The following is a 21,505-nucleotide window of genomic DNA, read 5'->3' on the forward strand; positions in this document are numbered from 1 at the left end:
ACTCCTTGCGCTCCGCGCCTACTGGCGGCGGGCGAACCGCGCCCAGTCCGCATCGATGGTGGCCAGCACGCCCTTGGGATCAGCACCCAGGACGATGCTCTGCGACAGGTTGGTGATCGGGATGGCCTGGGGGATGACGTATGACGGCCCGGCGTAGAAGTGGCCGCCCTCGTAGTAGGAGCGCAGCCCGGCGATCCGGGAGTCGGTGACCCGGGCGGCATCGGTGGTCGGCCCGTAGCCGAGCTGGGAGGCGTTGTAGGCGTCGATCCTCTTCTTCTGGAAGAGGAAGTTCATGAACTCCTTGGCCTCCCCCTGGTGCTTCGACTGCTCGGGGATCATGGCCGCGAGGTCGACGTTGACCGCCACCTTGAGATCGGAGGCGTTGTTGCTCATGGGCAGTGGGAAGGTGCCCAGCGGCGCCTTCGCGTTCGTCTTGGAGATCTCGCTGAAGGCCCACGGGCCCTGGAGGTACATGGCCGCCTTGCCGTTGGCCATTGCGGTGTTGCCGTCGCCGTAGATCTTCGACGCGGCGTCGGAGTTGGTGTACTGCTTGGCCAGCACCATCATCTTCTCCATGGCGGGCAGGAAGTCCTTCTGGAAGGAGACCGCGGAATCGGGCCCGACGTCCTTGCCCTCCTCGGCCATGGTGGCGAAGAAGGACTTGAGGTTCACCGAGCCGCCGGCCGAGTAGTCGAACCAGCCCTGGGAGACGGTCCAGGAGTCGAACAGGGTGCCGTAGAAGGGGGTCACCCCGGCCGCCTTGAGGGTCTTCGAGACCGCGATGAGTTCGTTCCAGGTGGTGGGCACCTTGAGGTTGTACTTGGCGAAGATGTCCTTGTTGTAGAGCACTCCGGCGGCCATGATCGAGTAGGGGACGGCGCTGGTGCGGCCCGGGCACACGCCCACCGAGTTCACCAGGGACTTGACGTCGGTGCGGATCCGCCTGGCGGCCGGGGTGCCCGACACGTCGATCACCGAGCAGTGCGTGACGTAGCGGGCGGCCTGGTTGTTGAAGTTCGCCAGGAGGAAGTCCGGCGGGTTGCCGCGGACGAATCCCGCAGCCGTGGTCCCGATACCGGAGGTGTCCATCACGACCCGGACCTTGTTCTGCGAGGCGTTGTACTCCTTGACGACCTGGGTCATGAAGGGGATCGCCTCGCGCTTGTTGAAGGCGAAGACGATCTTGGTCTGTCCGCCGGCTGAGCAGCCGGCCACGGTGAGGCCGGTCATGACTGCGGCGAGCAGACTGACGAGGGTTCTGATGAGGGGCCGCCGGAAGCGGTGTTCTCCGACGGGTGACACAAGGGATGACATCGGCGTCTCCTTGGTGCAGGTGCATCTGCGCACTTTATCCACGCCATAGATTTATGGTGTATCAAAATTATGTGACATCGGATCGCCTCCGTCAAGGGGCTTGATCCGACCCGCCCGAGCCGGCGCCGGTGCCGCTCGCGTGGGCTACTGTCTGGGGGTGGTCATGGACTCGGCTCGCTCCCCCCGGCTGCTGCGGCGAATCAATTTCGGCGTCGTCCTGGGCTATGCCCTGGGGGCCGGAGAGTTCACCGCGGCCCGGGCCATGGAGGCCACCTCCCTCACCCGGGCGACGGTGCTCGGCCTCTGCACCGAGATGGTCGAGGCCGGCTGGCTCGAGGAGTGCGGCGCCACCACCAGGATCGGGCCGGGGCGTCCCGCCCACCGGTACCGCATCGCCGGGCGCCTGCGGGTCGCGGGGATCGACGCGGGGGAGCATCACTTCTCGGTCCGGGTCGCCGATCTGCACGGCGAGCAGGTGGCCGGCGGACGCGAGGAGGTGGACTCCTGGGCGCTGGGCCGCGAGGGCCGGGTGCGGGTGGCGCGCGAGTTCCTGGAGACCAGCATGGCCGAGGCCGGTTGCCGCCAGGAGGATCTGCTGCTCACGGTGGTGGGCATCCCCGCCCCGGTGGACGCCGAAGGCCGGTCCCCCGAGGGACAGCACGGATTCTGGCCACTCATGAACGCCGGCTTCGCCGCCGGGCTCCCGGGGCGGGTGGTGATCGAGAATGACGCCAATCTTGCGGCCCTGGCCGAGTCGGGCCGGGCGGGCGACGGATCTGATGGCGCGGCCCGCGGGTCGGGCAATTCCGCCACCCTGCTCACCGGTGAACGCTTCGGCTCGGGGCTGATCGTCGACGGGCGACTGCTGCGCGGGGCGCGGGGCGGGGCCGGCGAGATGCGGCTGCTGGACGCCTTCTTCGACGATCCGGAGGGCACCAGCGGCATCGCGGCCCTGGCACGCTCCTGGGCGCGCGAGGTACTGGAGGATCCGGCTCTCGAGACCTCGCTGCGTCGCCCGCCCGGTACCGGCGTTCCTGACAGCCTCGACAGCCGCGATGGCCACGCCGCCGTCACCGTCACCGTCGCCGACGTCGCGGCCGCGGTGTCGGCGGGGGACGCGGCGGCCTCCCGCATCGTCGATCGGATCTCCTGGCGGATCGCGCGCATCGCACTCGCCCTGGCCAGCCTCCTGGACGTCGACACGGTGATCCTGGCGGGAGCCCCCGCCGATCTCATCGACGCCGTCCTGGTGCGGGCGCGTCGGATTCTGGAGACCGAGTTCTATCCGCCGCTGCCCTGTCTGGTCGCCGGTAGATTGGGTGTTCACGGGGTCGTCCACGGAGCCGTGGAACACGCTCTTGCACTGCTGCGGGAGGATCCGCTGCAGTACCTGTCATGAGAGCCGCGCGCGGCTCCTGCGCCGGACAGGGCAGGACAGCGGGGTGCCTCCCCTGAGAGGATGGGCGTGCGACGAACAGGAGTGCAGATGAGCCGGGATGACGATCTGGTGGCGACGACAGAGTCGGGTCCGGTGCGAGGGCGGGTCCGGTCCCAGGAGAGCGGCGCGCGATCGATCGCCTTCCTGGGCGTGCCCTTCGCCGCCGCACCGGTCGGGGAGCTGAGTTTCGCCGCCCCCCAGCCCGCCGAGGCCTGGACCCAGGTGCGCGACGCCCTTCACCCCGGCGCCACCCCGCTGCGACGCCGCGTCGACGGCACTCGCATTCCCGAGCCCGCCGTGCCCGGCGACCAGACCCTCAACGTCAACGTCTTCACCCCCGATGTCGCCGGCAGTGCTCCCGTACTGGTGTGGATCCACGGCGGCGGCTTCGTCTCCGGATCTCCCAGCAGCCCCTGGTACGACGGCAGGGCCTTCAACCGTGACGGCGTGGTCACGGTCTCGGTCTCCTACCGGCTGGGCTGCGAGGGGTTCGGGGCGGTCGGCTCCGAGGCCGGTCCGGGGCCGCAGGTCTCGAACCTGGGGGTGCTCGACCAGCTCGCGGCGCTGCAGTGGGTGAGGCGCAACATCGCGGCCTTCGGCGGGGATCCGCGCCGGGTGACGATCGCCGGCCAGTCGGCCGGGGCCACCGGGGTGCTCGGCCTGCTGTCGATGCCCGAGGCCCAGTCGCTGTTCGCCCGGGCGATCGCGATCTCACCGACGCTGGTGGACATCTCCCTGGACGTCGCGCGCGAGCGGACCCGCAGAGTCGCCGAGGAGGGTGGCGTGGCGCCCACCGTCGAGGGGCTGCGCGGGCTGGGACCCGACCGGCTGCTGGCCGCCCAGGACGCGATCGAGCGCGGGGCCAAGGGCCTGAAGGTGCTGCGCGGGGCCCTCGCCGGGCGGATCTGGGGTCCCGTCGTCGACGGCGAGGTGGTCGAGCGCGGCGCTCTGGCCGCGTTGCGCGACGGCGTCGGCGCCACCAAGCCGCTGCTCATCGGGGCGGCTCGCGACGAGGTCGGGACGCTGGCCGACAGGCTGCCGGAGTGGACGAACAGGCTCCCGGTGTCGTGGCTCATGCGCGCGGTCGTCAAGGACTCCGCCGCCCGGCAGGGATACCTGAGGGCCAATCGCAGGCTGGTGCCCGAGGGCGGCTCGATCCTGCTGGCCAAATTCGTCACCGACGCCGTCTTCCGGCGGGTGGTGCCGGCGGTCGCCGACGCCAGGATCGCCTCCGAGGGGGCCGGCACCTGGGTCTACGGGTTCGGCTGGCGCTCCCCGCGCAACGGCTGGGCCCACCACTGCCTCGACGTGCCCTTCTGGTTCGACTGCCTCGACGACCCGGCGGTCACCGCCCTCGCCGGTCAGCGGCCCCGCCAGGAGCTCGCGGACGCCATGCACGGGGCGGCGGTCTCCTTCATCCGCGGCGAGGATCCGGCATGGCCGCGCTGGAGCGAGGAGGCCAGGGAGACCCGGGTCTTCGGCGCCAACGAGATCGTCGAGGACCACGAGGGCTACTACGACGGGGCGATGCCCCTGGTGGCCGGGCTGGACGAGTCCGACTGAGGTGATCTGGGACCGCGGTCCCCGGCGCGCGGACCCCGGTCCCGGATTCAGCGCCCGGTGAGCCGGGACCAGATGCTGTGGTGGGGCGGGGTGTAAGGGGCGGCGTCGAAGATCGAGGAGTCGTCGGTGGCCTGCACCGGCCGTCCCCGCAGACCTGTGATGAAGTCGTCGACCTCGCGGGCCGGGTAGGCCTGATCGCGTTTGGTGGCCATCCGGAACCGGGCGTCGGAGAGCATCTGGTCGATCGGGCGGTCCGAACGGACCTCGGCGATCAGCGCGTCGAGAAAGGCGTCGACGTCCCCGGTCCGGTAATCGCCGCGGTGCCCGGCGCTGAACCGGACCGACTGGATCTCGGCCGGGGTGATGGGAAGGTCTGAGGTCATATGGGTAGTTAACCACCGGGTTCACAACATAGATCGCTGAATTCTCCGCGGCGCCCGGCCGTACCCCTGCGGAATATCGTTGACAGCCTCCAGCGGTGCGCATACCGTATCAGGGGTATTTTGTCGGAGCTGATTCAGTGCTGATTCGGAGCTGATCTGGAACTGTCCTGAACCGATCAAAGGGAGGACCGCGATGAAGCGGTTGAGATCCATGACGAAACGTGTCCTCGCGGTACTCGCCGCAGCGGCCGCGGTGACCGCTATGCCGGCGGTTCCGGCCCGGGCGGCCACCGCGACCTTCCCGAAGGTGAGCGACTGCTCCACCTTCACCGATTTCTACCGTGGCTGGCGGCGCGTCCCGCACGCCGTCGCGCAGACGGGTACGAACTGGGTGCCCCAGGGGCTGACCTACGACCCGGCCCGGCGCTGGATCCTCACCTCCTACTACGACGGCACCCCCGGCGTCGCATCGGCCGACAAGCAGCAGTCGATGGTGGTGGTCACCACCCTGCGCGGAGACGTCATCAAGACCGTCCGCCTCAACACCGCCGACGTCGATCGCGGCGGGCACGCCGGGGGACTGGCGGTGGGACGGGGGCGGCTCTACGTCGCCAGCACCGAGCACGGCCCCCGGGTCACCGGCATCGACCTGCGGGACGTGGCGCGCACCCGCGACGGCGGTACTCTGCCGGACTCGCCCAGCTACGTCCTGGCAGCCGCCTCCTACGCCACCTTCCAGGGCGGTCGCCTCTACGTCGGCGACTTCGAGAACGACACGATGTACAGCTACGCCGTCGGGCGCACCGGCGCCCCCGTGATGACCGCCCGGAGGAGTTACTCCACGCCGACCCTGGTGCAGGGGGTGGCGGTGACCGACCGGTCATTCGTCTTCTCCCGGTCCTACGGGCGGACCCGGATGAGCTACCTCACGACGGTGGACCGGCGCACCGGCGCCGAGCGCTCCGCCGGCCTGCCGAACATGGCCGAGGGCATCACCTGGGCTCCTCGGTCGGCAGGGTCGGCGTCCACGGATCTCTACGTCCTCTTCGAGTCCGGCTCGGCGGTCTACGGCCAGGGGTCCTCCGGCGGTGCCGCCACCTGTGTCACCACCCACCTGTGGCACCGGTCCCGGGCGGCCGTGGTGGGGGGACGCCGATGAGATGGTCACGGTTCGGCAACGGGTGGCAGGGGGACGCCGGAGGGCCTTGACACCCGCGTTTCTACACGCGTAGCGTACCGATGCAGCGGTAATCCGGCTGCGACTCAGTGCTGCGACTCGAGTCGGATCGCCGCTCATTTCATCAGGTGTTCACCTTCAGGGCCGAAGTCTGTTGAAAAGCGGCCCTAACATCAGTGCCGTGCCGATCAGAGAAATTGCCGAGCAGTGCCGCGTTGACGATCCTTGGTGAAGGAGGAGGTCCAGAATTGCCCACGACGCCATTGCGTAGCTGTTCAGGTGGTGGGTTCGGGGGTCTGACGGTGTTCTGGCGGGGTGTGCGGCGTGTCGTGGGGCTGGTGTGGGGGCTGGGGGTGGAGGATTCGGGGCATGCCGCGGTCGCGTAAACCTACCTATGACGAGTTGGTCGGGCTGGTGGCCGCTCAGGCGGCCCAGATCGCGGAGTTGAAGGCCCGGATCGCCGAGTTGGAGCGTCAACTGGGCTCCTCGTCGCGCAACTCCTCGAAGCCACCCTCGTCTGACGGGTTGGCCAAGCCCGCCCCGAGATCGTTGCGGCGCCCGTCGGGTCGGAGGCCGGGCGGCCAGCCCGGTCATCCGGGGGCGACCCTGCGCCAGGTGGGGGACCCGGACCATGTGGTGGTGCATGCACCGCAGTGGTGCCCGGCCTGCGGCGGGGCGTTGGACGCCTCGGCCGATACGGCGGTGACGGCCCGGCAGGTGGTCGACCTGCCCCAGGTCCGCGCTCAGGTGACCGAGCATCGGATCGTCACCCGCCGGTGCGCCTGTGGGGCCCGGACTGCCGGGGCAGGGCCGGCCGGTGTGGCCGCGCCCGTGTCCTACGGGCCCCGTGCTCGTGCGGCGATGGTCTACCTGGCCGCCGGCCAGTACGTGCCGGTCGGCCGGGTGGCCTCGACGATGGCCGACCTGCTGGGGGTGCCCGTCTCGACGGGTGCGGTGGCCGCCGCCGTCGAGGCGGCCGGCGGCCACGGGCTGGACGCCTTCATCGACCAGGTGGCGGGTCGGATCGCCGCGGCCCCGGTGGTTCATGCCGATGAGACCGGGCTGCGGGTCGCCGGGCGGCTCCATTGGGTCCACTCGGCCTCCACCGGCCAGTTCTCCCATATCAGCGTGCATCCGAAACGCGGCCGGGCCGGGATGGATGCCGCCGGGGTCCTGCCCGGCTACTCGGGGGTGCTGGTTCATGACGCGTGGGCCCCCTACGACACCTACGACGGTCTCGATCATCAGTTGTGCTGCGCCCACCTGATCCGGGAACTGGTCGCGGTGGCCGACTACCACGACGCCCATGATCCGCCCGGCGTCTTCTGCTGGGCCCGCCAGATCCTCGAGGTCCTTCTCGGCCTGATCCGCGACCCCGGCGCGGCCGCCGGTCACGCCGACCCCGGGTTCCTGGCCCGCCAGCGGCGCCTGGTCACCGATGCGGCACTGCGGGGCGCCGAGACGACGGCCCCCGGCAAGGTCGGGGCGAAACATCGGGCGCTGGCCCGGCGTATCGGGTCCCGGATCGACGACTACCTGCGCTTCGCCACGACCCCGGGTCTGCCGCCGGACAACAATGCGGCCGAACGCGAGATCCGCATGGTCAAGATCCACCAGAAGGTCTCAGGCACCCACCGCACCCTGGACGGCGCCGAAGGCTTCGTCCGGCTGCGCTCCTACCTGGCCACCACGGCCAAGCACGCCCGCAACACCTACACCGTGCTGGTCGACCTGTTCAACGGCCAGGCCTGGCTACCCACCACCACCTGAACAGTTACGCCATTGCTTCTTCAGGCGCAGGTCGGTTTCGGCCAGGGTTGGGTCCAGGTGGGTGAACTCGCCCTGGCACTCCTCCTCACCTCCCTCGTCGGCCTGGAACGGAATCTGCGCGGCAAGGGCGCCGGCCTGCGGACGCAGAGCATCGTCGGGGTCGCCTCGGCACTGTTCCTCCAGGTCGGCAAGTACGGTTTCTTCGACCTGCTGCCCTGGATGGGCGACGATATCCGGCTCGATCCTTCGCGGGTCGCCGCCCAGGTGGTCTCCGGTGTCGGCTTCCTCGGTGCCGGCCTCATCATGACCCAGCACAGCCGGGTCCGCGGCCTCACCACGGCCGCCTCGGTGTGGGAGTCCTCGGCGATCGGCATGGCCTGCGGCGCGGGTCTGTGGCTGCTGGCCGCGGTGGTCACCGTGATGCACTTCATCATCACCTTCGGATTCAACGCCCTCGAGACGGTGCTGCCCTCCAGGAGTCGCACTCTCACCCACCTCGACGTCACCTACTGCGACGGCCAGGGGCTGCTGAGAACCCTGCTCTCCTCGATCACCAAGGCCGGCTGGGCCGTCGAGCGGGCCATGCCGCGCTCGCGCCCCGGCTCCGACAAGGCCCGCCTCATCCTCGAGCTCGAGGGCCCCCGGGACACTCACGATCTGCTGTCCGAACTCACCGGGATCGACGGCGTGCTGTCGGTCGAGATCGTCCCCGAAGGAGACATGGAGTGAACAGCCACGACGTGCCGACCGACCGGACCACCGACCGGTCCGGTTCGATCTACGACCTCGCAGCCGCACTGCCCGCGACGCGAATCAACAACCGGACCAAGAAGGAGGGGCGCTCGTGAGCGCTGCATCCAAGGCGGAGGCCAGAGTCGCCGCCGCCGTCGAGGCAGTCGGCCAGACACCACGCAGGCACAAGCGGTACGAGGGCAGGGAGGTCGCGCTCTTCGCGGCCCTGATCTTCCCGAATATCGCCCTGATCGTCGTCTTCGCGTACTGGCCGACCCTCTACAACCTCGTTCTCAGCTTCACCGAATGGGACTTCGTCCAGCCGACGGCCACCTTCGTGGGCCTGAAGAAGTGGCAGGAGCTGTTCTCGTCCAGCGAGTTCTACACCGTGCTGTGGAACACCCTGGTCTTCACACTGTTCACGGTCGTGGGCACCCTGGTCGCAGGCCTGGGGATCGGCCTGCTGCTGGCCAAGAGGCTGCGCTTCTCCGCGGTGGTGCGGACGATGACCTTCGCCCCGCACATGGTCGCGGGCGCCGTCGTCGGCATCCTCTTCCTGTTCATGTTCGACCCGCAGTACGGCATCAGCCGACTGGTCTTCGAGTGGTTCGGCGCCTCCTCCCCGCAGTGGACGGCCACCTCGAAATGGTCCCTGTGGGCGATCATCATCGCCTACTCCTGGCAGCGGGTCGGTTTCGTCACGATCATCTACTACGCGGCGATCCTCGATCTGCCCCATGACGTGATGGAGGCCGCCGACGTCGACGGCGCCCACGGCTGGCAGAAGTTCCGTCACATGACCTTCCCGCTGCTGAGGCCGGTGAACTACTTCATGCTCATCACCAGCGTCATCGCCAGCACCCAGGCCTTCGACATCATCGCGACGCTCACCAGCGGCGGTCCGGGCTACTCCTCATCGACGTTGACCTGGTCGGTCTACAAAAAGGCCTTCCAGGAGTTCGACATCGGCTCCTCGGCCGCCCAGTCGATGGTGCTGTTCGTGCTCCTCATGATCGCGACGGCCTTCCAGGTGAAGCTCAGCAACAGGAAGGAGGCGTGATGTCTCGCGCCGACGTCGCGGCTCCTGGCCGCACCAGGCCCCGCAGGGTCCGCCAGAAGATGACGCCCGGCCGGGTGATCATGTACATCCTGCTGCTCATCACCCTCATCATCTTCCTGGTGCCGATCTACTGGATGTTCCTGTCGGCCTTCAAACCCCAGGCCGACGTCTACACCTGGCCCATCAAGTGGTTCACCGTCCACCCGACGATGTCGAACTTCACCGAGGCGATGCGCGCCGCACCCTTCCTCAAGTTCTTCTGGAACTCCGTGGTGACCAGCGTGGTCGGCACCGTCGTCGAGCTGATCTTCGCGGTGATGTGCGCCTACGCCTTCGCCTTCATCAAGGCCCCGCTGAAGGGCTTCATGTTCATGCTGGTGCTTGGCTCGATGATGCTGCCCGGTCACGTCACCCTGCTGGTGAACTACATCACCATCTCCCAGATGGACCTGCTCAACACCTACTCCGGCATCATCCTGCCGCAGCTGGCCTCCTCCTTCATCATGTTCCTGCTCTACCAGGAGATGAGGACGGTGCCCAACGAGCTCATCGAGTCGGCCCGGATGGACGGTGCGGGACACCTCACCCGGATGGCGCGGGTCGTCATGCCGATCTGCCAGCCGATGGTGATCACCGCCGCCCTCATCACCTTCATGGGCAAGTGGAATTCCTACGTCTGGCCCCTGATCGTCACCAGTACCGCCGACATGCGGACTCTGCCCATCGGGCTGAAATTCCTGCAGAACGACGAGGGCGGCACCAACTGGGGCGCCGTGATGGCGGGCTCCGTGATGGCCGCCGCCCCGATGCTGATCCTGTTCTTCATCGCCCAGAAGAAGATCGTCGGCGGCCTGGCCGCGGGCGCGGTCAAGGGCTGACGCCCGCCCCCGATACCCCATCCCCTATCCGTCAACGTCGTGAACAATCCCTCAAGGAGGACCCCATGTTCAACATCCTGCAGACCACCACGAGCCGCAGGTCGGTACTCGGCCTGATGGGCGCCGGTGCCGCCCTCGGGCTGGCCGGCTGCGTCGGCGTCGGCGGCGATTCCAGCTCCGACAAGGCGGCCGGAGGGGTCCGTAAGGGCTTCAAGCAGACCTCGGTGAAGGTGCCGGAGGCCTACAAGGGCCGCACCAACGTCATCTTCTGGGCGCCCTTCACCGGCATCAACTTCCAGGTGCTCACCAAGCTGCTCAAGAAGTTCAACGACTCCCAGAAGGACATCTACGCCGGCGCCGAGTCGGTCGGCGCCTACGCCGACCTGGCCCAGAAGTTCACCGCAGCCCTGCAGGCCAGGCAGGTGCCCGACATCGTCTGCTTCCCCGAGCACCGCTGGATCCAGTACTGGCAGGCCGGCGCCCTGGCCCCGCTCGACGACTACTTCGACGATGACTGGAACACCAAGGTCTACATGCAGCAGTTCGTCCCCGAGGGTCAGGCCCAGGGCAAGACCTACCAGGTGCCCTTCGCCCGCTCGACGCCGCTGTTCTACTACAACAAGACCCGCTTCAAGGAGGCCGGCCTTCCCGAGGCGGGCCCCGACACCTGGCCGGAGTACGCCAAGATGGCGCCCGATCTGGCCAAGCTGAAGTCGGCCGGCAAGTCCCTGAAGATCTTCCCCTTCAAGAATGACGACGAGTGGTACGGCCAGGCGCACATCTGGGCCTGGGGCGGACGCTTCTCCGAGGGCACCAAGGTGCTCATTGACCAGGGCCCGATGCTGAAGTGGCTGACCTGGAAGAACAACTTCATTCACAAGCAGAACTACGGCTACGTCGCCAAGTCCCCGGTGACCGATTTCACCACCGGCATCTCGGCGGCCACCCACGCCTCCACCGCGACGCTGGCCCAGATTCTTCACGACTCGAAGTTCGAGGTGGGCTCCCACTTCATGCTGGGCAACGACTCCGCCGGCCCCAAGGTGCCGATCGGCGGGTCCGGCCTGGCCGTCGTCAAGGCCGAGTCGAAAGACCGTCAGGACGCCGCCGCGAAGGTGCTGAAGTTCATGGCCGAGCCGGAGAACTGCGCCGAGTGGCATCTGGGCACCGGCTACCTGCCCATCGTGCTGAAGGCCGCCGAGCTGCCCTCGGTGATCGCCAACTACAAGAAGATCCCGAACTACAAGGTGGCTCTGGACCAGGTCAAGAACTCCCGCCAGTCCGACACCATCACCTGGTTCGACTCCCCGGTCGACGACATCAACCGGGCGATGGGCCTGGTCTACGGCGACGGCAAGGATCCCAGGACCGTCGTCTCCGACCTGCAGAAGCAGCTCGACGAGAAGATGACCAAGTACAAGGACACCATCTCCAAGGTGATGGCCAAGGGCAACTGATTCGAGGCATCCGCACATGAACTCCCCACGGCTCCTGGTCATCTCCGTAGACGCGATGGAAGACGTCGACGAGGCCCGTGCCCGGACCCTCCCGTCCTTCGGGAGGATCCTGGCCGATCCCGCCCGGGCGCAGATCCAGGCGGTCTTCCCGACGTTGACCTACCCCAACCACACCGCCCAGATCACCGGCTGTCCGCCGGCGGCCAGCGGCATCTTCAACAACGTCCAGATGCAGCCCGGCGTCGACCATCCCGACTGGTTCTGGTGGTACCGGTTGATCCAGGTGCCCACCCTGCTGGATCGCGCCGTCGACGCCGGCATGAAGGTCGCCACGGTCCAGTGGCCGGTCACCGCCGGGGCGCCCTTCGACGTCGTCGTCCCCGAGATCGGCAATGAGGACCGCACCGGCGGCGTCGAGGAGACGATGCGGGCGGCGTGCTCGGCCCGGGGGTACGAACTCTTCGAGCGGCACCGCGACCTCATCGTTCACAGGCCCAAGCGCAACCACGGGGCCTTCGCCGCCGCGGTGGCCGCCGACGTGCTGCGTGAGGATCGGCCCGACGTGATGTTCCTCCACCTGGTCGAGCTCGACGCCGCCCGGCACAAGGACGGGCCCCGAGGGCCGCACGTCGAGAAGGCGCTGCGCGTCGTCGACGGCAGACTGGCGACGATCCTGGCCGCACTCGACGAGACGGGGGAGCCGGAGCGGACCAATATCGTCATCGTCTCCGACCACGGCCAGCTCGACGTCGTCCAGCACACGAATCTCAACACCCTGCTGGCACAGCGTGGGCTGCTGGAGTCCGATGGGGAGGGGCATCTGAGGAGCTGGGACGCCTACGTCCACAGCTCCGGGCTGTCGGGCCAGCTCTTCGTCTCCCCGGAGATCTCCGCGGTGCGGCGCCGGGTGCTGGAAGATCTGTTCGACGAGATCCTCGCCGACCCGCAGTATAGGATCCGCAAGGTCTGGACGGCCCGCGAGGCCCGCGACGCCTTCGGTCTGGACGGGCCCTTCGAGTACGTCATCGAGTCCGACCCGGGAGTCATCGTGGGCGGGGCTCTGGACCGCCGGGCCGTGGTGCGCCGGGGAGATCCCGATTTCGGTGGGAACCTGGGCAATCACGGCCATCATCCCGGTGCCGGTGGGCAGCCGGTCTTCTTCGCCACCGGGCCGGCCTTCACCCCCGGCGCCGACGCCGGCCGGCACCGGATGATCGACGAGGCCCCCACCCTGGCCCGTGCCCTGGGGGTGGCGCTGCCGGACTCGTGGGGACAGGCGATGGAGGAACTGCTGGCGTAGGCCGGCTGGACGGGGGCCGGACGTCAGGGGCGGGGGACGGTTCTCAGGACCGGTCGGTGATGGTGAAAGGCAGCGCGACCAGGTCGGCGTCCTTCGAGGAATGGCCCACCAGCAGTTTGCAGGGACCGGTGGGCACGACGCGGCGGCCCGCGGCGTCGACGATCGAGCACTCGGCGACGGGCACCTCGACCCGCGCGGTCGCCGACGAGTGCGCCGGCACGTGCACCCGGGTGAATCCCTTGAGCTCCTTGTCCGCCCAGGTCACCGGAGTGACGGGGTGACGGACGTAGGCCTGCACCGTCTCGGTCAGGTCCCGGTCGCCGTCGTTGACGACGCTCACCGTCGCGGCCACGACGCCGCTCGCCGTGATCTGGTCGGCCTCCAGGGCGGCGTCCTGGTAGTGGAAAGACGTATAGGCCAGGCCTTCCCCGAAGGTGCGGAACGGTTCGAAGGGCAGATCCGCGTACCGGTTTCCGTGGGTGCCGCGCACCATGTTGTAGTGCACCGGCAGCTGCCCGGCGTGGCACGGCATCGAGATCGGCAGCCGGCCCACGGGCTCGATGAGCCCCAGCAGCAGCTCGGCGATCGCCCGGCCGCCGCGAAGCCCCGGGTTGAAGGCCTGGATCAGGGCGGCGGCGTCATCCACGCAGCCTGGCAGCACCAGCGGCTTGGAGGAGACGACGACCACCACCGTAGGGGTGCTGGTCGCGATCACCCGCTCCAGCAGTTCCTTCTGGGGCCCGATGAGCTCCAGCGTGGCGGTGGAGCGCCCCTCCCCGGTGAGCCGGACGTTGTCGCCGACCACGACGACCGCCACGTCGGCATCGGTCGCGGCCTTCACTGCCCGATCGAGGGCGTCCGGATCGGCCGGCGCCGGCACGGTGATGGCTGGCCGGGGCTGCCCGTCGGGGAAGTGGGCCCCGGCCGGGTCGGGGGCGGTGGCGGTGATGGCGCATCCGGGCTCGGTGGTCAGCTGCCAGCCCTCGGGCAGCAGACCGGCCAGCCCGCCGGCCACGGTGGTGACGTCTCCGGGATGACCGAGGAACTTCATGCCCTGGCCCGAGGCGCGGGCCCAGTCGCCGATCTGGGCGTCCGGGTCGTCGCAGTTCGGCCCCACCACCGCGATCCGTCGCGGCTCGGCCGGTCCATCGCCGAGGGGCAGGACGCCGTCATTGGCCAGCAGCACCAGGGACTGCCGGGCGGCGTCCAGATTGAGCTCCTGATGGGCGGGGCAGGCGATGACGGCGTGCTGGCGGTCCTCGTCGGGGCGCCGCGGGTTCTCGAACAGGCCCATCCGGAATTTCAGCGACAGGATCCGGCGGACCGCCTCGTCGATGGGGGCCATGGTCACCAGCCCGGCGTCCAGGGCGTCGAGGGCACCTTGGAAGAACTGCCTGGTGGACATCGCGATGTCGATTCCGGCGTTGATCGCGGCGGCGGAGGCCTGGGCGTGGTCGCCGAAGATCTTCTGCTCCCAGACCATTCGCCCGACGTTGTCCCAGTCGGTCACCAGCAGCCCGTCGAATCCCCACTCGTCCTTGAGCAGACCGCGGATCAGCGGCTCGTTGATGGTGATGGGCACGCCGTCGATGGCCTGGTATCCCATCATGAAGGTCGCGACGCCGTCGCGGGCGGCCCGCTCGAAGGGCGGGGCGAACCAGGAGCGGATGCCGCGCATGGAGACGTCGGCCTCGGAGGCGTCGCGCCCGCCCTGGGTCTGGGAGTAGGCCAGGAAGTGCTTGGCGGTGGCCATCACCGTGTCGGGATCGTCCAGGTGGCCCCCCTGGTAGCCGGCGGTCATCGCCGAGCCGAGTTCCCCGATGAGCCAGGGGTCCTCGCCGAAGGTCTCGTCGACCCGGCCCCAGCGGGTGTCGCGGGCGATGCACAGCACGGGGGAGAAGGTCCAGGCGATGCCGGTGGCGGCGACCTCGCGGGCGGTGGCCCGGGCGGCGTCGCCCACCAGCGCCGGGTTCCAGGTGCAGGCCTGGGCCAGCTGGGTGGGGAAGATCGTGGCCCCGTGCCAGAAGGAGTGGCCGTGGATGCAGTCGTCGGCCACCAGCAGCGGGATTCCCAGCCGGGTGCCCAGGGCGCGGGTGATGCAGTGGTCGATGAGCTGGTGGTCGGTGTGCAGGATCGAGCCCACCGGAACGGCGTCGAGGATCGGGTCGGGATCGGAGTAGACCGGCAACTGGGTCATCTGGCCCACCTTCTCGGCCGGCGTCATCCGCGACATGAGGTCGGCGACGCGCCGGTCGAGCGGCAGCGCGGGGTCGAGGTAGGGAGGGCGGTTCTCGGTGGTGCTCATTGCTGTCCTTCCGACGGGAAGTTGTACCGCTAAGATGTGCTGAGACATTACGCCGACGGTGGCGCCCGAAGTCAGGCCGGAACGGGTCGGCGAGGGAGGACGGCCGCCGCCGGCACGGCCCCTCGACCGTGGCCATCAGCGATCTCACAGGAGTGATCCTCATGAGGCACACCGACGCCTCCCACCGCAGCGTCCCCCACGACCCGAGCTCCCTCCTCCAGGGCGAGCACTACCGCGTCAGTCCGCTCACCGAGCGGGTGGTGAGGCTCGAATGGTCGCCGTCGGGACGTTTCGAGGACCGCCCCACCACCTTCGCGATCCATCGCGACCTGCCCGTTCCCGACGTCCGTGTCGAGGCCACCGACACCGGAATCCGGCTCGTCACCAACCACTACGTCCTCGACTACGACCGGGGCCCGTTCACCACCAACGGGCTGTCAGTCGCGGTGCGCGGCGGCATCTCCAACTATCACTCGGTGTGGCGCTACCGGCAGGACCTGTCCCTGCCCTCCGACCGCCAGGTGCGCTACGAGGGCGGCCCGGCGCGCGCCCTGGACGGAAACCTGGGCGGGGCGGCGCGCACCCTCGACGTGGCCGACGGCGTCATTCCCCTGGAACCCGGCGTCAACTCCGAACTCGGCTACGCCGTCATCGACGACTCGCGCTCGATGGTCTTCGACGACGCCGGGCATCTTGCCCCCCGCGACGCCGACCCCGGCTATCTGGATCTCTACGTCTTCGCAGCCGGCCACGACCACGTCGACGCCGTCGGGGACTTCTTCGCCATCTCCGGCCCCCAGCCGCTGCTGCCGCGGTACGCGCTGGGCAACTGGTGGTCGCGCTATCACCGCTACTCCGACACCGAGTACCTGGGCCTGATGGACCGCTTCGACGCCGAGAAGGTGCCGCTGTCGGTCGCCGTTGTCGACATGGACTGGCACCTGGTCGACATCGACCCGCAGTACGGATCGGGATGGACCGGATACACCTGGAACCGGGAGCTCTTCGACGATCCGGCGGCATTCCAGGCCGAGCTGCACCGACGCGGGCTCAAGGTGACCCTCAACGTCCACCCTGCCGACGGGATCCGCGCCTTCGAGGAGACCTACGAGCCGATGTGCCGGGCCCTGGGGCGTGAGCCCGACGGCGAACCCATCGACTTCGACGTCACCGACCGGCGGTTCATGGACGCCTACTTCAATGTGCTGCACCGCGGCCTGGAGGAGCAGGGCACCGACTTCTGGTGGATCGACTGGCAGTCGGGGCCGTACTCGAAACTCAACGGCATGGACCCGCTGTGGGTGCTCAACCACGAGCACTTCACCGATTCAGCGGCCCACTCCGACCGCGGTCTCACCTTCTCCCGCTACGCCGGGCCCGGCTCCCACCGCTACCCGGTCGGGTTCTCCGGGGACGCCATCATCACCTGGGAGTCCCTGGCCTTCCAGCCGCGGATGACCGCAGCAGGGGCCAACATCGGCTACGGCTGGTGGAGTCACGACATCGGCGGCCACATGGACGGGTTCAAGGATGACGAGCTGGCCACCCGCTGGGTGGAGTTCGGCGTCTTCTCCCCGATCATGAGACTGCACTCCAGCAACTCCCGGTTCTCCGGCAAGGAGCCCTGGAAGGTCGCCGAGCCCGGACGCTCGGCCGTCGTCGAGCACCTGCGGCTGCGCCACCGGATGCTGCCCTACCTCAACTCGATGAACCTGCGCGCCCACCGGGACGGCCGCTCGATCGTCGAGCCGGTCTACTTCCAGACCCACAGCTTCGACTCCTACCGCTACCTCGACGAGTACCTCTTCGGCTCCCAGCTGCTGGTGGCGCCGATCATCCGGCCCGCCGATCCGGTGGTGCGCCGGGCCCGGGCCGACGTCCTGCTCCCCGAGGGCCGCTGGACCGACGTCGTCACCGGGCATTCCTACCAGGGAGGCCGGGCGCATCGGATGTACCGCGGCATCTCCTCGATCCCGGTGCTGCTGCGGGCCGGCGGCTTCCTGCCGCTGGTGGCCGAGGGCGAGTCCCTGGACGTGCGCAATCTCTTCCCCGCCCTCGACGTCCAGGTGGCCGCGGGGGCGTCGGGCAGCTTCGACCTCGACGAGGAGCGCACCGACGGCGCCTGGGTGCGGACCCGCTTCGAACTGGACGCCGTGGCCGGTGAGCTGCGGATCGAGGCCCCCGAGGGGATGGCGGCGCGACGCCAGGAGTGGCGATTCACCCTGCTCGGGCTGGATCTGGGCGCTTCGGACGCCGGCTCCGATCTCCAGGTCGAGGGCGGCGAGCTGCTGGAGGTGCGCAGCGAGCGCGGACGGCTGAAGCTGAGGGTGCGCGCCGACGGCGACACTCTCGTCATCCGTTCCGGACTGCTGACCACCACCGGACAGCCCGAGCTGCTGGAGGAGGTGGAGGAGCTGCTGCACGGAGCCCGGATCGGATTCGGGCTCAAGGACCGGATCTTCGGGCTGGTGGAGGAGCGCGGCTCGTCGGCCCTGGCCTCCGTGATCGCCCAGGGCAGGTACCCGACGGGGCACGGGGCGCAGGTGCACGACTACGACCACCCCACTGCTGAGCTCATCGAGGCTCTGATCGAGCTGATGACCCCGGAGGACTGACGCGACCTGGCGCTCCGGACGGTCCCGCAGACCGGTTCCTCGCGCGCCTCACGTGAGTGATCCGCCGGTGGATCACGGTGGGAGGGCGCACGAAATGTGGACAGGAATGCACCCTGAAGTAGCGATGCGAGCGGACTTCCGGGATCCGAGGCCCCCTTGTTTGAATATCTGGGAATCGGAGATCTCAGGGGGTTGACATGGCTTCGGGACGATCGGGAATCGTGAGGATTCTGATCGGTGTGACTGCCACCGCGATACTGGTGGCCGGCGCGCCCTCGGCGGCGCTGGCGGTACCGGCCGAGGATGCGTCACCGGGAGCGGGAACCGCCGCGGCCGGCGGCGGTGCCGAGGGGGGAACGAGCCCGGGAACCGGTGAACCCTCAAGCTCACAACCGTCCACATCGTCGGGCTCCGGAGACTCCCGGCGTGCGCCGGACGAGGCCTCCGCGGACTCCTCGTCGGGCTTCTCTTCCACGGCAGAGCCGTCCGGCACAGGGCAGTCCAGCACAGGGCAGTCCGGCACCGCATCGTCCGCGACGGCGTCCAGCACACCCGGGGACCCCGAGGACCATGCGATGGGGTCCCAGATCCGCAGGTACGAAGGCGCCTCCTCCCAGGGGGTGCAGCCCCGCGCCCTGGCGGTGACGGCATCGGTGCCGGGTCTGGACGTCAGCAGCCACGACGGAACGGTGAACTGGGCGAGCCGGTGGAGCGCCGGAAAACGATTCGTCTGGGTGAAGGCGACCGAGAGCAGCAGCTACTCCAATCCCTACTTCTCCGCCCAGTACAAGGGGTCGGCGAATCAGGGATTCATCCGCGGTGCCTATCATTTCGCGCTGCCGAACAAATCCAGCGGTTCGGCCCAGGCGAAGTACTTCTCCGACAACGGAGGCGGCTGGTCCGCCGATGGCAGGACTCTTCCCGGCGCCCTCGACATGGAGTACAACCCGTATTCCGGCGGGGTCTGCTACGGGCTGAGCAAGTCTCAGATGGCGGCCTGGGTCAAGGATTTCAGCAGTTACTACCTCAACCGGTGGGGCCGCTATCCGATCGTCTACACGTCTGCGAGCTGGTGGGACCAGTGCGTGGGCACCGCGACGTCCGTCAGCTCCGTCCAGCCGCTGTGGACCGCCCGGTACGCCAGTGCCGTCGGCACGCTGCCTGCGGGATGGACGAAGCACACCGTCTGGCAGTACGCCGAGACCCCCTACGACCAGAACTTCTTCAACGGCACCAGCGCCGCGCTGACGGCCTTCGCGAGGAGTGCGGCCACGACGCCCCCGCAGCAGTGCACGACCACCGTCAACGGCTACCGGGTCTCCGGGGCGATCGGATGCAAGTACGCCACCGCGAAGAGCGTGCTGGGCAACCCGGTCGGGGCCATGGTCAACCGGGGAGACGGCTACTACCAGCTCTTCGCCAACGGGGCCATCACCTACTCCGGGGCGACCGGGGCCCATGAACTCCACGGCTCGGTCTACTCGAGATGGAAGTCGCTGGGAGTCTCCGCGGCGTTCACCCGCCTGGGCTATGCCAGCAGCGACGGCAATGCTGACGTGCTCTTCGGGCGGGGCGAGATCGTCTGGAATGCGGGGCGGTCGCACGCCTACATCGTGGAGGGCGGTATCTGGCAGGCCTACCGGAAGATCGGTGGATCGACGGCCATGGGGCTGCCGAAGTCCGACATGGTGGCCGGGCGCGGAGGCGGCGTCAAGAAGATGAACTGGTTCGAGTCCGGGGCCATCACCTGGGGCAGTGGGATCCACGTGGTGAGGGGGGCGATCTACCCGGTGTGGACCCGCAGCGGATCGGAGGCCGGCGTCTACGGCGGCCCGACCACCGACATCTACCGCTCCGGGAGCGCGATGAAGCAGAACTTCTACCACGGCTACACGCTGACCTATGCCGGCGGGAGAGTCACCGCCCAGCGCACCTCGACCCGGTGACGTTGTCTCACCAGGAGGTGACCAGCTCGATCCCCTGGGACTTGAGGGCCGCGCGCCAGACCGGGTCTCGGAGCATCCGGGCCTCCCAGATCCGCTTGATCCATGAGCCGCCGAAGCGGTGGCGCGACGCCGGGGAGTCCGATCCGGGGTGCAGGAAGATCTCCGTGGTACCGACGGGAAGCCTCGGCAGCAGACGAAGGTAGTAGGCCAGCAGGGACCGGTATCCCGGGATGAGCGGGTAGGGGAAGGGGTTGGTGGCCATCTCCTGGGGGAGTCGTACCTTCCGGCGATCCGCCGCCTCCACCGCCACGACGTGCGGCCGGGAGATCAGCGGGGGGATGACCGGCCCGACGATCAGGCGCACCGATCGCGGCAGCCTCAGCGCCAGATTGTGGACCGCGGCGAATCGGATCCCCTCCCGCAGCGGCTTGCGAGGTTCGTGCTCCGGGCTGTTCGGGGGCGAGCCGACGCGCAGGCCGTAGAGGGTGCCCGAATGGGAGTCGAGCCGGGTGGGGCGCAGACCGTGCTCGAGGAGCCGGGAGTGCTGCGCCTCCAGTTCTGCGCCGATGATCCGGGAGCAGGCGCGCCGCTCGGCGGCGGTGCCACTGGTCAGCAGGCGTCCGTCGGGCCCGGCGAGGATCTGGCCTTGGGGCGACAGTGGGCGCCAGCCGCTGCGGTTCCCGTCGGAGGTGGTCGCGAAGTGCAGGCCGATGGAGCAGAGCCCGTCATCGGCGAGGCTCTGAAGCCGTGCCAGGTGCCGCGGGTGCAGTTCCTCGGAGACCGCCAGGACGCTGGTCGAGGTGACGAAGCCCCCTCGGATGAGGCTCAGGATCAGGGCACTGCTGGCGGGATCGTAGCCAAAGTCGTCGGCGGTGATCACCAGCCGCCGCCCATCCAGCTTCCTGCGTTCCACGCCCTCTATCGTGCGTGACCCGGCCAAGCGTGACATATCACTCGCCAGACAGCCCATTTCGGGGGGTGGAAGGTCGATTCCGGCCCTCCAGCGAGTGATATGTCGACGCGAGTCGAGTGCCACGCCCCGGGCTGGCGGGCAGAATGGCCGGGAGGGAAGGAGAGCCCTTGCTCATCGTGATGAGAGGCCTGCCCGGCTCCGGGAAGTCCACCTGGGCGGCGGCCCGGGTGGCCGCCGATCCGCACGGCACTGCCGTCGTCTCCCGCGACCACTACCGGATGATGCTGCACGCCACGGAGTTCCCCGTCGACGGGATCATGGAGGAGGAGATCACCGAGCTGGAGGCCGACGCCGTCGTCCGGCTGCTGGCGCAAGGCCACACGGTCATCGTCGACGACACGAACCTGCCCCACCGCCGGGTCCGCGAGTGGCTGGGACTGGCCGAGGGGTCCGGGGCGCAGTGGCGGGTGGAGGATCTCACCGGAGTGCCGCTGGAGACCTGCCTGGAGCGCAACCGGGCTCGCGAGCGCAGAGTCCCGGAGGAGATCATCACCGGTTGGCACGCTCAGTTCATCTCCGGCGGCAGGGCCCGCCCAAAGGTCTGGGAGCCGATCCCTGGAACCGTCGGGAATCTGCCCTGACCCCTTGCGTCAA

General features: G+C 68.9%; 17 protein-coding genes. 13 read left to right on the top strand and 4 right to left on the bottom strand.

From position 1 onward, the window contains the following. Positions 1 to 18: 18 nt before the first annotated feature. Complete coding sequence (locus tag JS278_RS01620; protein ID WP_114043672.1) at positions 19 to 1,314, bottom strand: ABC transporter substrate-binding protein; 1,296 nt, start codon at positions 1,312 to 1,314, stop codon at positions 19 to 21. 163 nt (positions 1,315 to 1,477) lie between these two features. Between JS278_RS01620 and JS278_RS01625 the strand changes: the two genes are divergently transcribed. Both JS278_RS01625 and JS278_RS01630 read left to right on the top strand, forming a co-directional pair. Beyond that, the gene (locus JS278_RS01625; protein ID WP_114046047.1) at positions 1,478 to 2,713 is read left to right on the top strand and encodes an ROK family transcriptional regulator; all 1,236 of its coding nucleotides are present in this window, start codon (positions 1,478 to 1,480) and stop codon (positions 2,711 to 2,713) included. An 87-nt stretch (positions 2,714 to 2,800) separates the two neighbouring features. Next, the gene (locus tag JS278_RS01630) at positions 2,801 to 4,315 is read left to right on the top strand and encodes a carboxylesterase/lipase family protein (RefSeq protein WP_220150014.1); all 1,515 of its coding nucleotides are present in this window, start codon (positions 2,801 to 2,803) and stop codon (positions 4,313 to 4,315) included. Positions 4,316 to 4,362: 47 nt separating this feature from the next. On the opposite strand, the gene JS278_RS01635 is transcribed toward JS278_RS01630, so the two are convergent. Beyond that, entirely contained in the window at positions 4,363 to 4,698 is a 336-nt protein-coding gene (locus JS278_RS01635; RefSeq protein WP_114043674.1) for a DivIVA domain-containing protein, read from the bottom strand. A 211-nt stretch (positions 4,699 to 4,909) separates the two neighbouring features. Between JS278_RS01635 and JS278_RS01640 the strand changes: the two genes are divergently transcribed. The 8 genes from JS278_RS01640 (at position 4,910) to JS278_RS01670 (ending at position 13,072) form a co-directional block, all read left to right on the top strand. Further along, complete coding sequence (locus JS278_RS01640) at positions 4,910 to 5,857, top strand: hypothetical protein (RefSeq protein ID WP_147243122.1); 948 nt, start codon at positions 4,910 to 4,912, stop codon at positions 5,855 to 5,857. A gap of 387 nt (positions 5,858 to 6,244) precedes the next feature. Then, a complete protein-coding gene (gene tnpC, locus JS278_RS01645; RefSeq protein ID WP_114043676.1) occupies positions 6,245 to 7,645 on the top strand; it encodes an IS66 family transposase in 1,401 nt (466 codons plus the stop codon). A gap of 12 nt (positions 7,646 to 7,657) precedes the next feature. Beyond that, on the top strand, positions 7,658 to 8,374 hold the full coding sequence (locus tag JS278_RS01650; RefSeq protein ID WP_114043677.1) for an MgtC/SapB family protein: 717 nt from the start codon (positions 7,658 to 7,660) through the stop codon (positions 8,372 to 8,374). Beyond that, a complete protein-coding gene (locus JS278_RS16550) occupies positions 8,371 to 8,493 on the top strand; it encodes a hypothetical protein (RefSeq protein ID WP_281269211.1) in 123 nt (40 codons plus the stop codon). Before JS278_RS01650 ends, JS278_RS16550 begins: the two co-directional genes overlap by 4 nt. Further along, entirely contained in the window at positions 8,490 to 9,437 is a 948-nt protein-coding gene (locus JS278_RS01655) for a carbohydrate ABC transporter permease (RefSeq protein WP_114043678.1), read from the top strand. The genes JS278_RS16550 and JS278_RS01655 overlap by 4 nt, the downstream gene beginning before the upstream one ends. Beyond that, positions 9,437 to 10,315, top strand: coding sequence for a carbohydrate ABC transporter permease (locus tag JS278_RS01660; RefSeq protein WP_114043679.1), 879 nt, complete (start codon positions 9,437 to 9,439; stop codon positions 10,313 to 10,315). The genes JS278_RS01655 and JS278_RS01660 overlap by 1 nt, the downstream gene beginning before the upstream one ends. Positions 10,316 to 10,380: 65 nt before the next feature. Then, positions 10,381 to 11,772, top strand: a complete 1,392-nt coding sequence (locus JS278_RS01665) for an ABC transporter substrate-binding protein (protein ID WP_114043680.1) — start codon at positions 10,381 to 10,383, stop codon at positions 11,770 to 11,772. Between the two features lie 16 nt (positions 11,773 to 11,788). Further along, positions 11,789 to 13,072, top strand: coding sequence for an alkaline phosphatase family protein (locus JS278_RS01670; RefSeq protein ID WP_114043681.1), 1,284 nt, complete (start codon positions 11,789 to 11,791; stop codon positions 13,070 to 13,072). A 43-nt stretch (positions 13,073 to 13,115) separates the two neighbouring features. Here the strand turns inward: JS278_RS01670 and JS278_RS01675 are convergent, their stop codons facing one another. Next, positions 13,116 to 15,377, bottom strand: coding sequence for a beta-glucosidase (locus JS278_RS01675; RefSeq protein ID WP_114043682.1), 2,262 nt, complete (start codon positions 15,375 to 15,377; stop codon positions 13,116 to 13,118). 161 nt (positions 15,378 to 15,538) lie between these two features. On the opposite strand from JS278_RS01675, the gene JS278_RS01680 reads away from it, so the two are divergent. Then, positions 15,539 to 17,992 carry a glycoside hydrolase family 31 protein gene (locus tag JS278_RS01680; protein ID WP_114046048.1) on the top strand — a complete coding sequence of 818 codons (2,454 nt, stop codon included), beginning with the start codon at positions 15,539 to 15,541 and terminating at the stop codon, positions 17,990 to 17,992. A 239-nt stretch (positions 17,993 to 18,231) separates the two neighbouring features. After that, entirely contained in the window at positions 18,232 to 19,938 is a 1,707-nt protein-coding gene (locus tag JS278_RS01685; RefSeq protein WP_147243123.1) for a GH25 family lysozyme, read from the top strand. A gap of 7 nt (positions 19,939 to 19,945) precedes the next feature. Here the strand turns inward: JS278_RS01685 and JS278_RS01690 are convergent, their stop codons facing one another. Next, complete coding sequence (locus tag JS278_RS01690; RefSeq protein ID WP_181833795.1) at positions 19,946 to 20,851, bottom strand: carbohydrate deacetylase; 906 nt, start codon at positions 20,849 to 20,851, stop codon at positions 19,946 to 19,948. Positions 20,852 to 21,027: 176 nt separating this feature from the next. Between JS278_RS01690 and JS278_RS01695 the strand changes: the two genes are divergently transcribed. Then, a complete protein-coding gene (locus tag JS278_RS01695) occupies positions 21,028 to 21,492 on the top strand; it encodes an AAA family ATPase (RefSeq protein WP_245935255.1) in 465 nt (154 codons plus the stop codon). The last annotated feature ends 13 nt before the right edge of the window (positions 21,493 to 21,505 follow it).

Origin of the sequence: Acidipropionibacterium virtanenii, assembly GCF_003325455.1 — a bacterium.
In the GTDB taxonomy this organism is placed as follows: Bacteria; Actinomycetota; Actinomycetes; order Propionibacteriales; family Propionibacteriaceae; genus Acidipropionibacterium; species Acidipropionibacterium virtanenii.

Bases quoted from the DNA above. Each gene is read 5' to 3' on its own strand.
- JS278_RS01620 (WP_114043672.1), bottom strand. From the start codon at position 1,314: ATGTCATCCCTTGTGTCACCCGTCGGAGAACACCGCTTCCGGCGGCCC.
- JS278_RS01625 (WP_114046047.1), top strand. From the start codon at position 1,478: ATGGACTCGGCTCGCTCCCCCCGGCTGCTGCGGCGAATCAATTTCGGC.
- JS278_RS01630 (WP_220150014.1), top strand. From the start codon at position 2,801: ATGAGCCGGGATGACGATCTGGTGGCGACGACAGAGTCGGGTCCGGTG.
- JS278_RS01635 (WP_114043674.1), bottom strand. From the start codon at position 4,698: ATGACCTCAGACCTTCCCATCACCCCGGCCGAGATCCAGTCGGTCCGG.
- JS278_RS01640 (WP_147243122.1), top strand. From the start codon at position 4,910: ATGACGAAACGTGTCCTCGCGGTACTCGCCGCAGCGGCCGCGGTGACC.
- tnpC (WP_114043676.1), top strand. From the start codon at position 6,245: ATGCCGCGGTCGCGTAAACCTACCTATGACGAGTTGGTCGGGCTGGTG.
- JS278_RS01660 (WP_114043679.1), top strand. From the start codon at position 9,437: ATGTCTCGCGCCGACGTCGCGGCTCCTGGCCGCACCAGGCCCCGCAGG.
- JS278_RS01665 (WP_114043680.1), top strand. From the start codon at position 10,381: ATGTTCAACATCCTGCAGACCACCACGAGCCGCAGGTCGGTACTCGGC.
- JS278_RS01670 (WP_114043681.1), top strand. From the start codon at position 11,789: ATGAACTCCCCACGGCTCCTGGTCATCTCCGTAGACGCGATGGAAGAC.
- JS278_RS01675 (WP_114043682.1), bottom strand. From the start codon at position 15,377: ATGAGCACCACCGAGAACCGCCCTCCCTACCTCGACCCCGCGCTGCCG.
- JS278_RS01680 (WP_114046048.1), top strand. From the start codon at position 15,539: ATGAGGCACACCGACGCCTCCCACCGCAGCGTCCCCCACGACCCGAGC.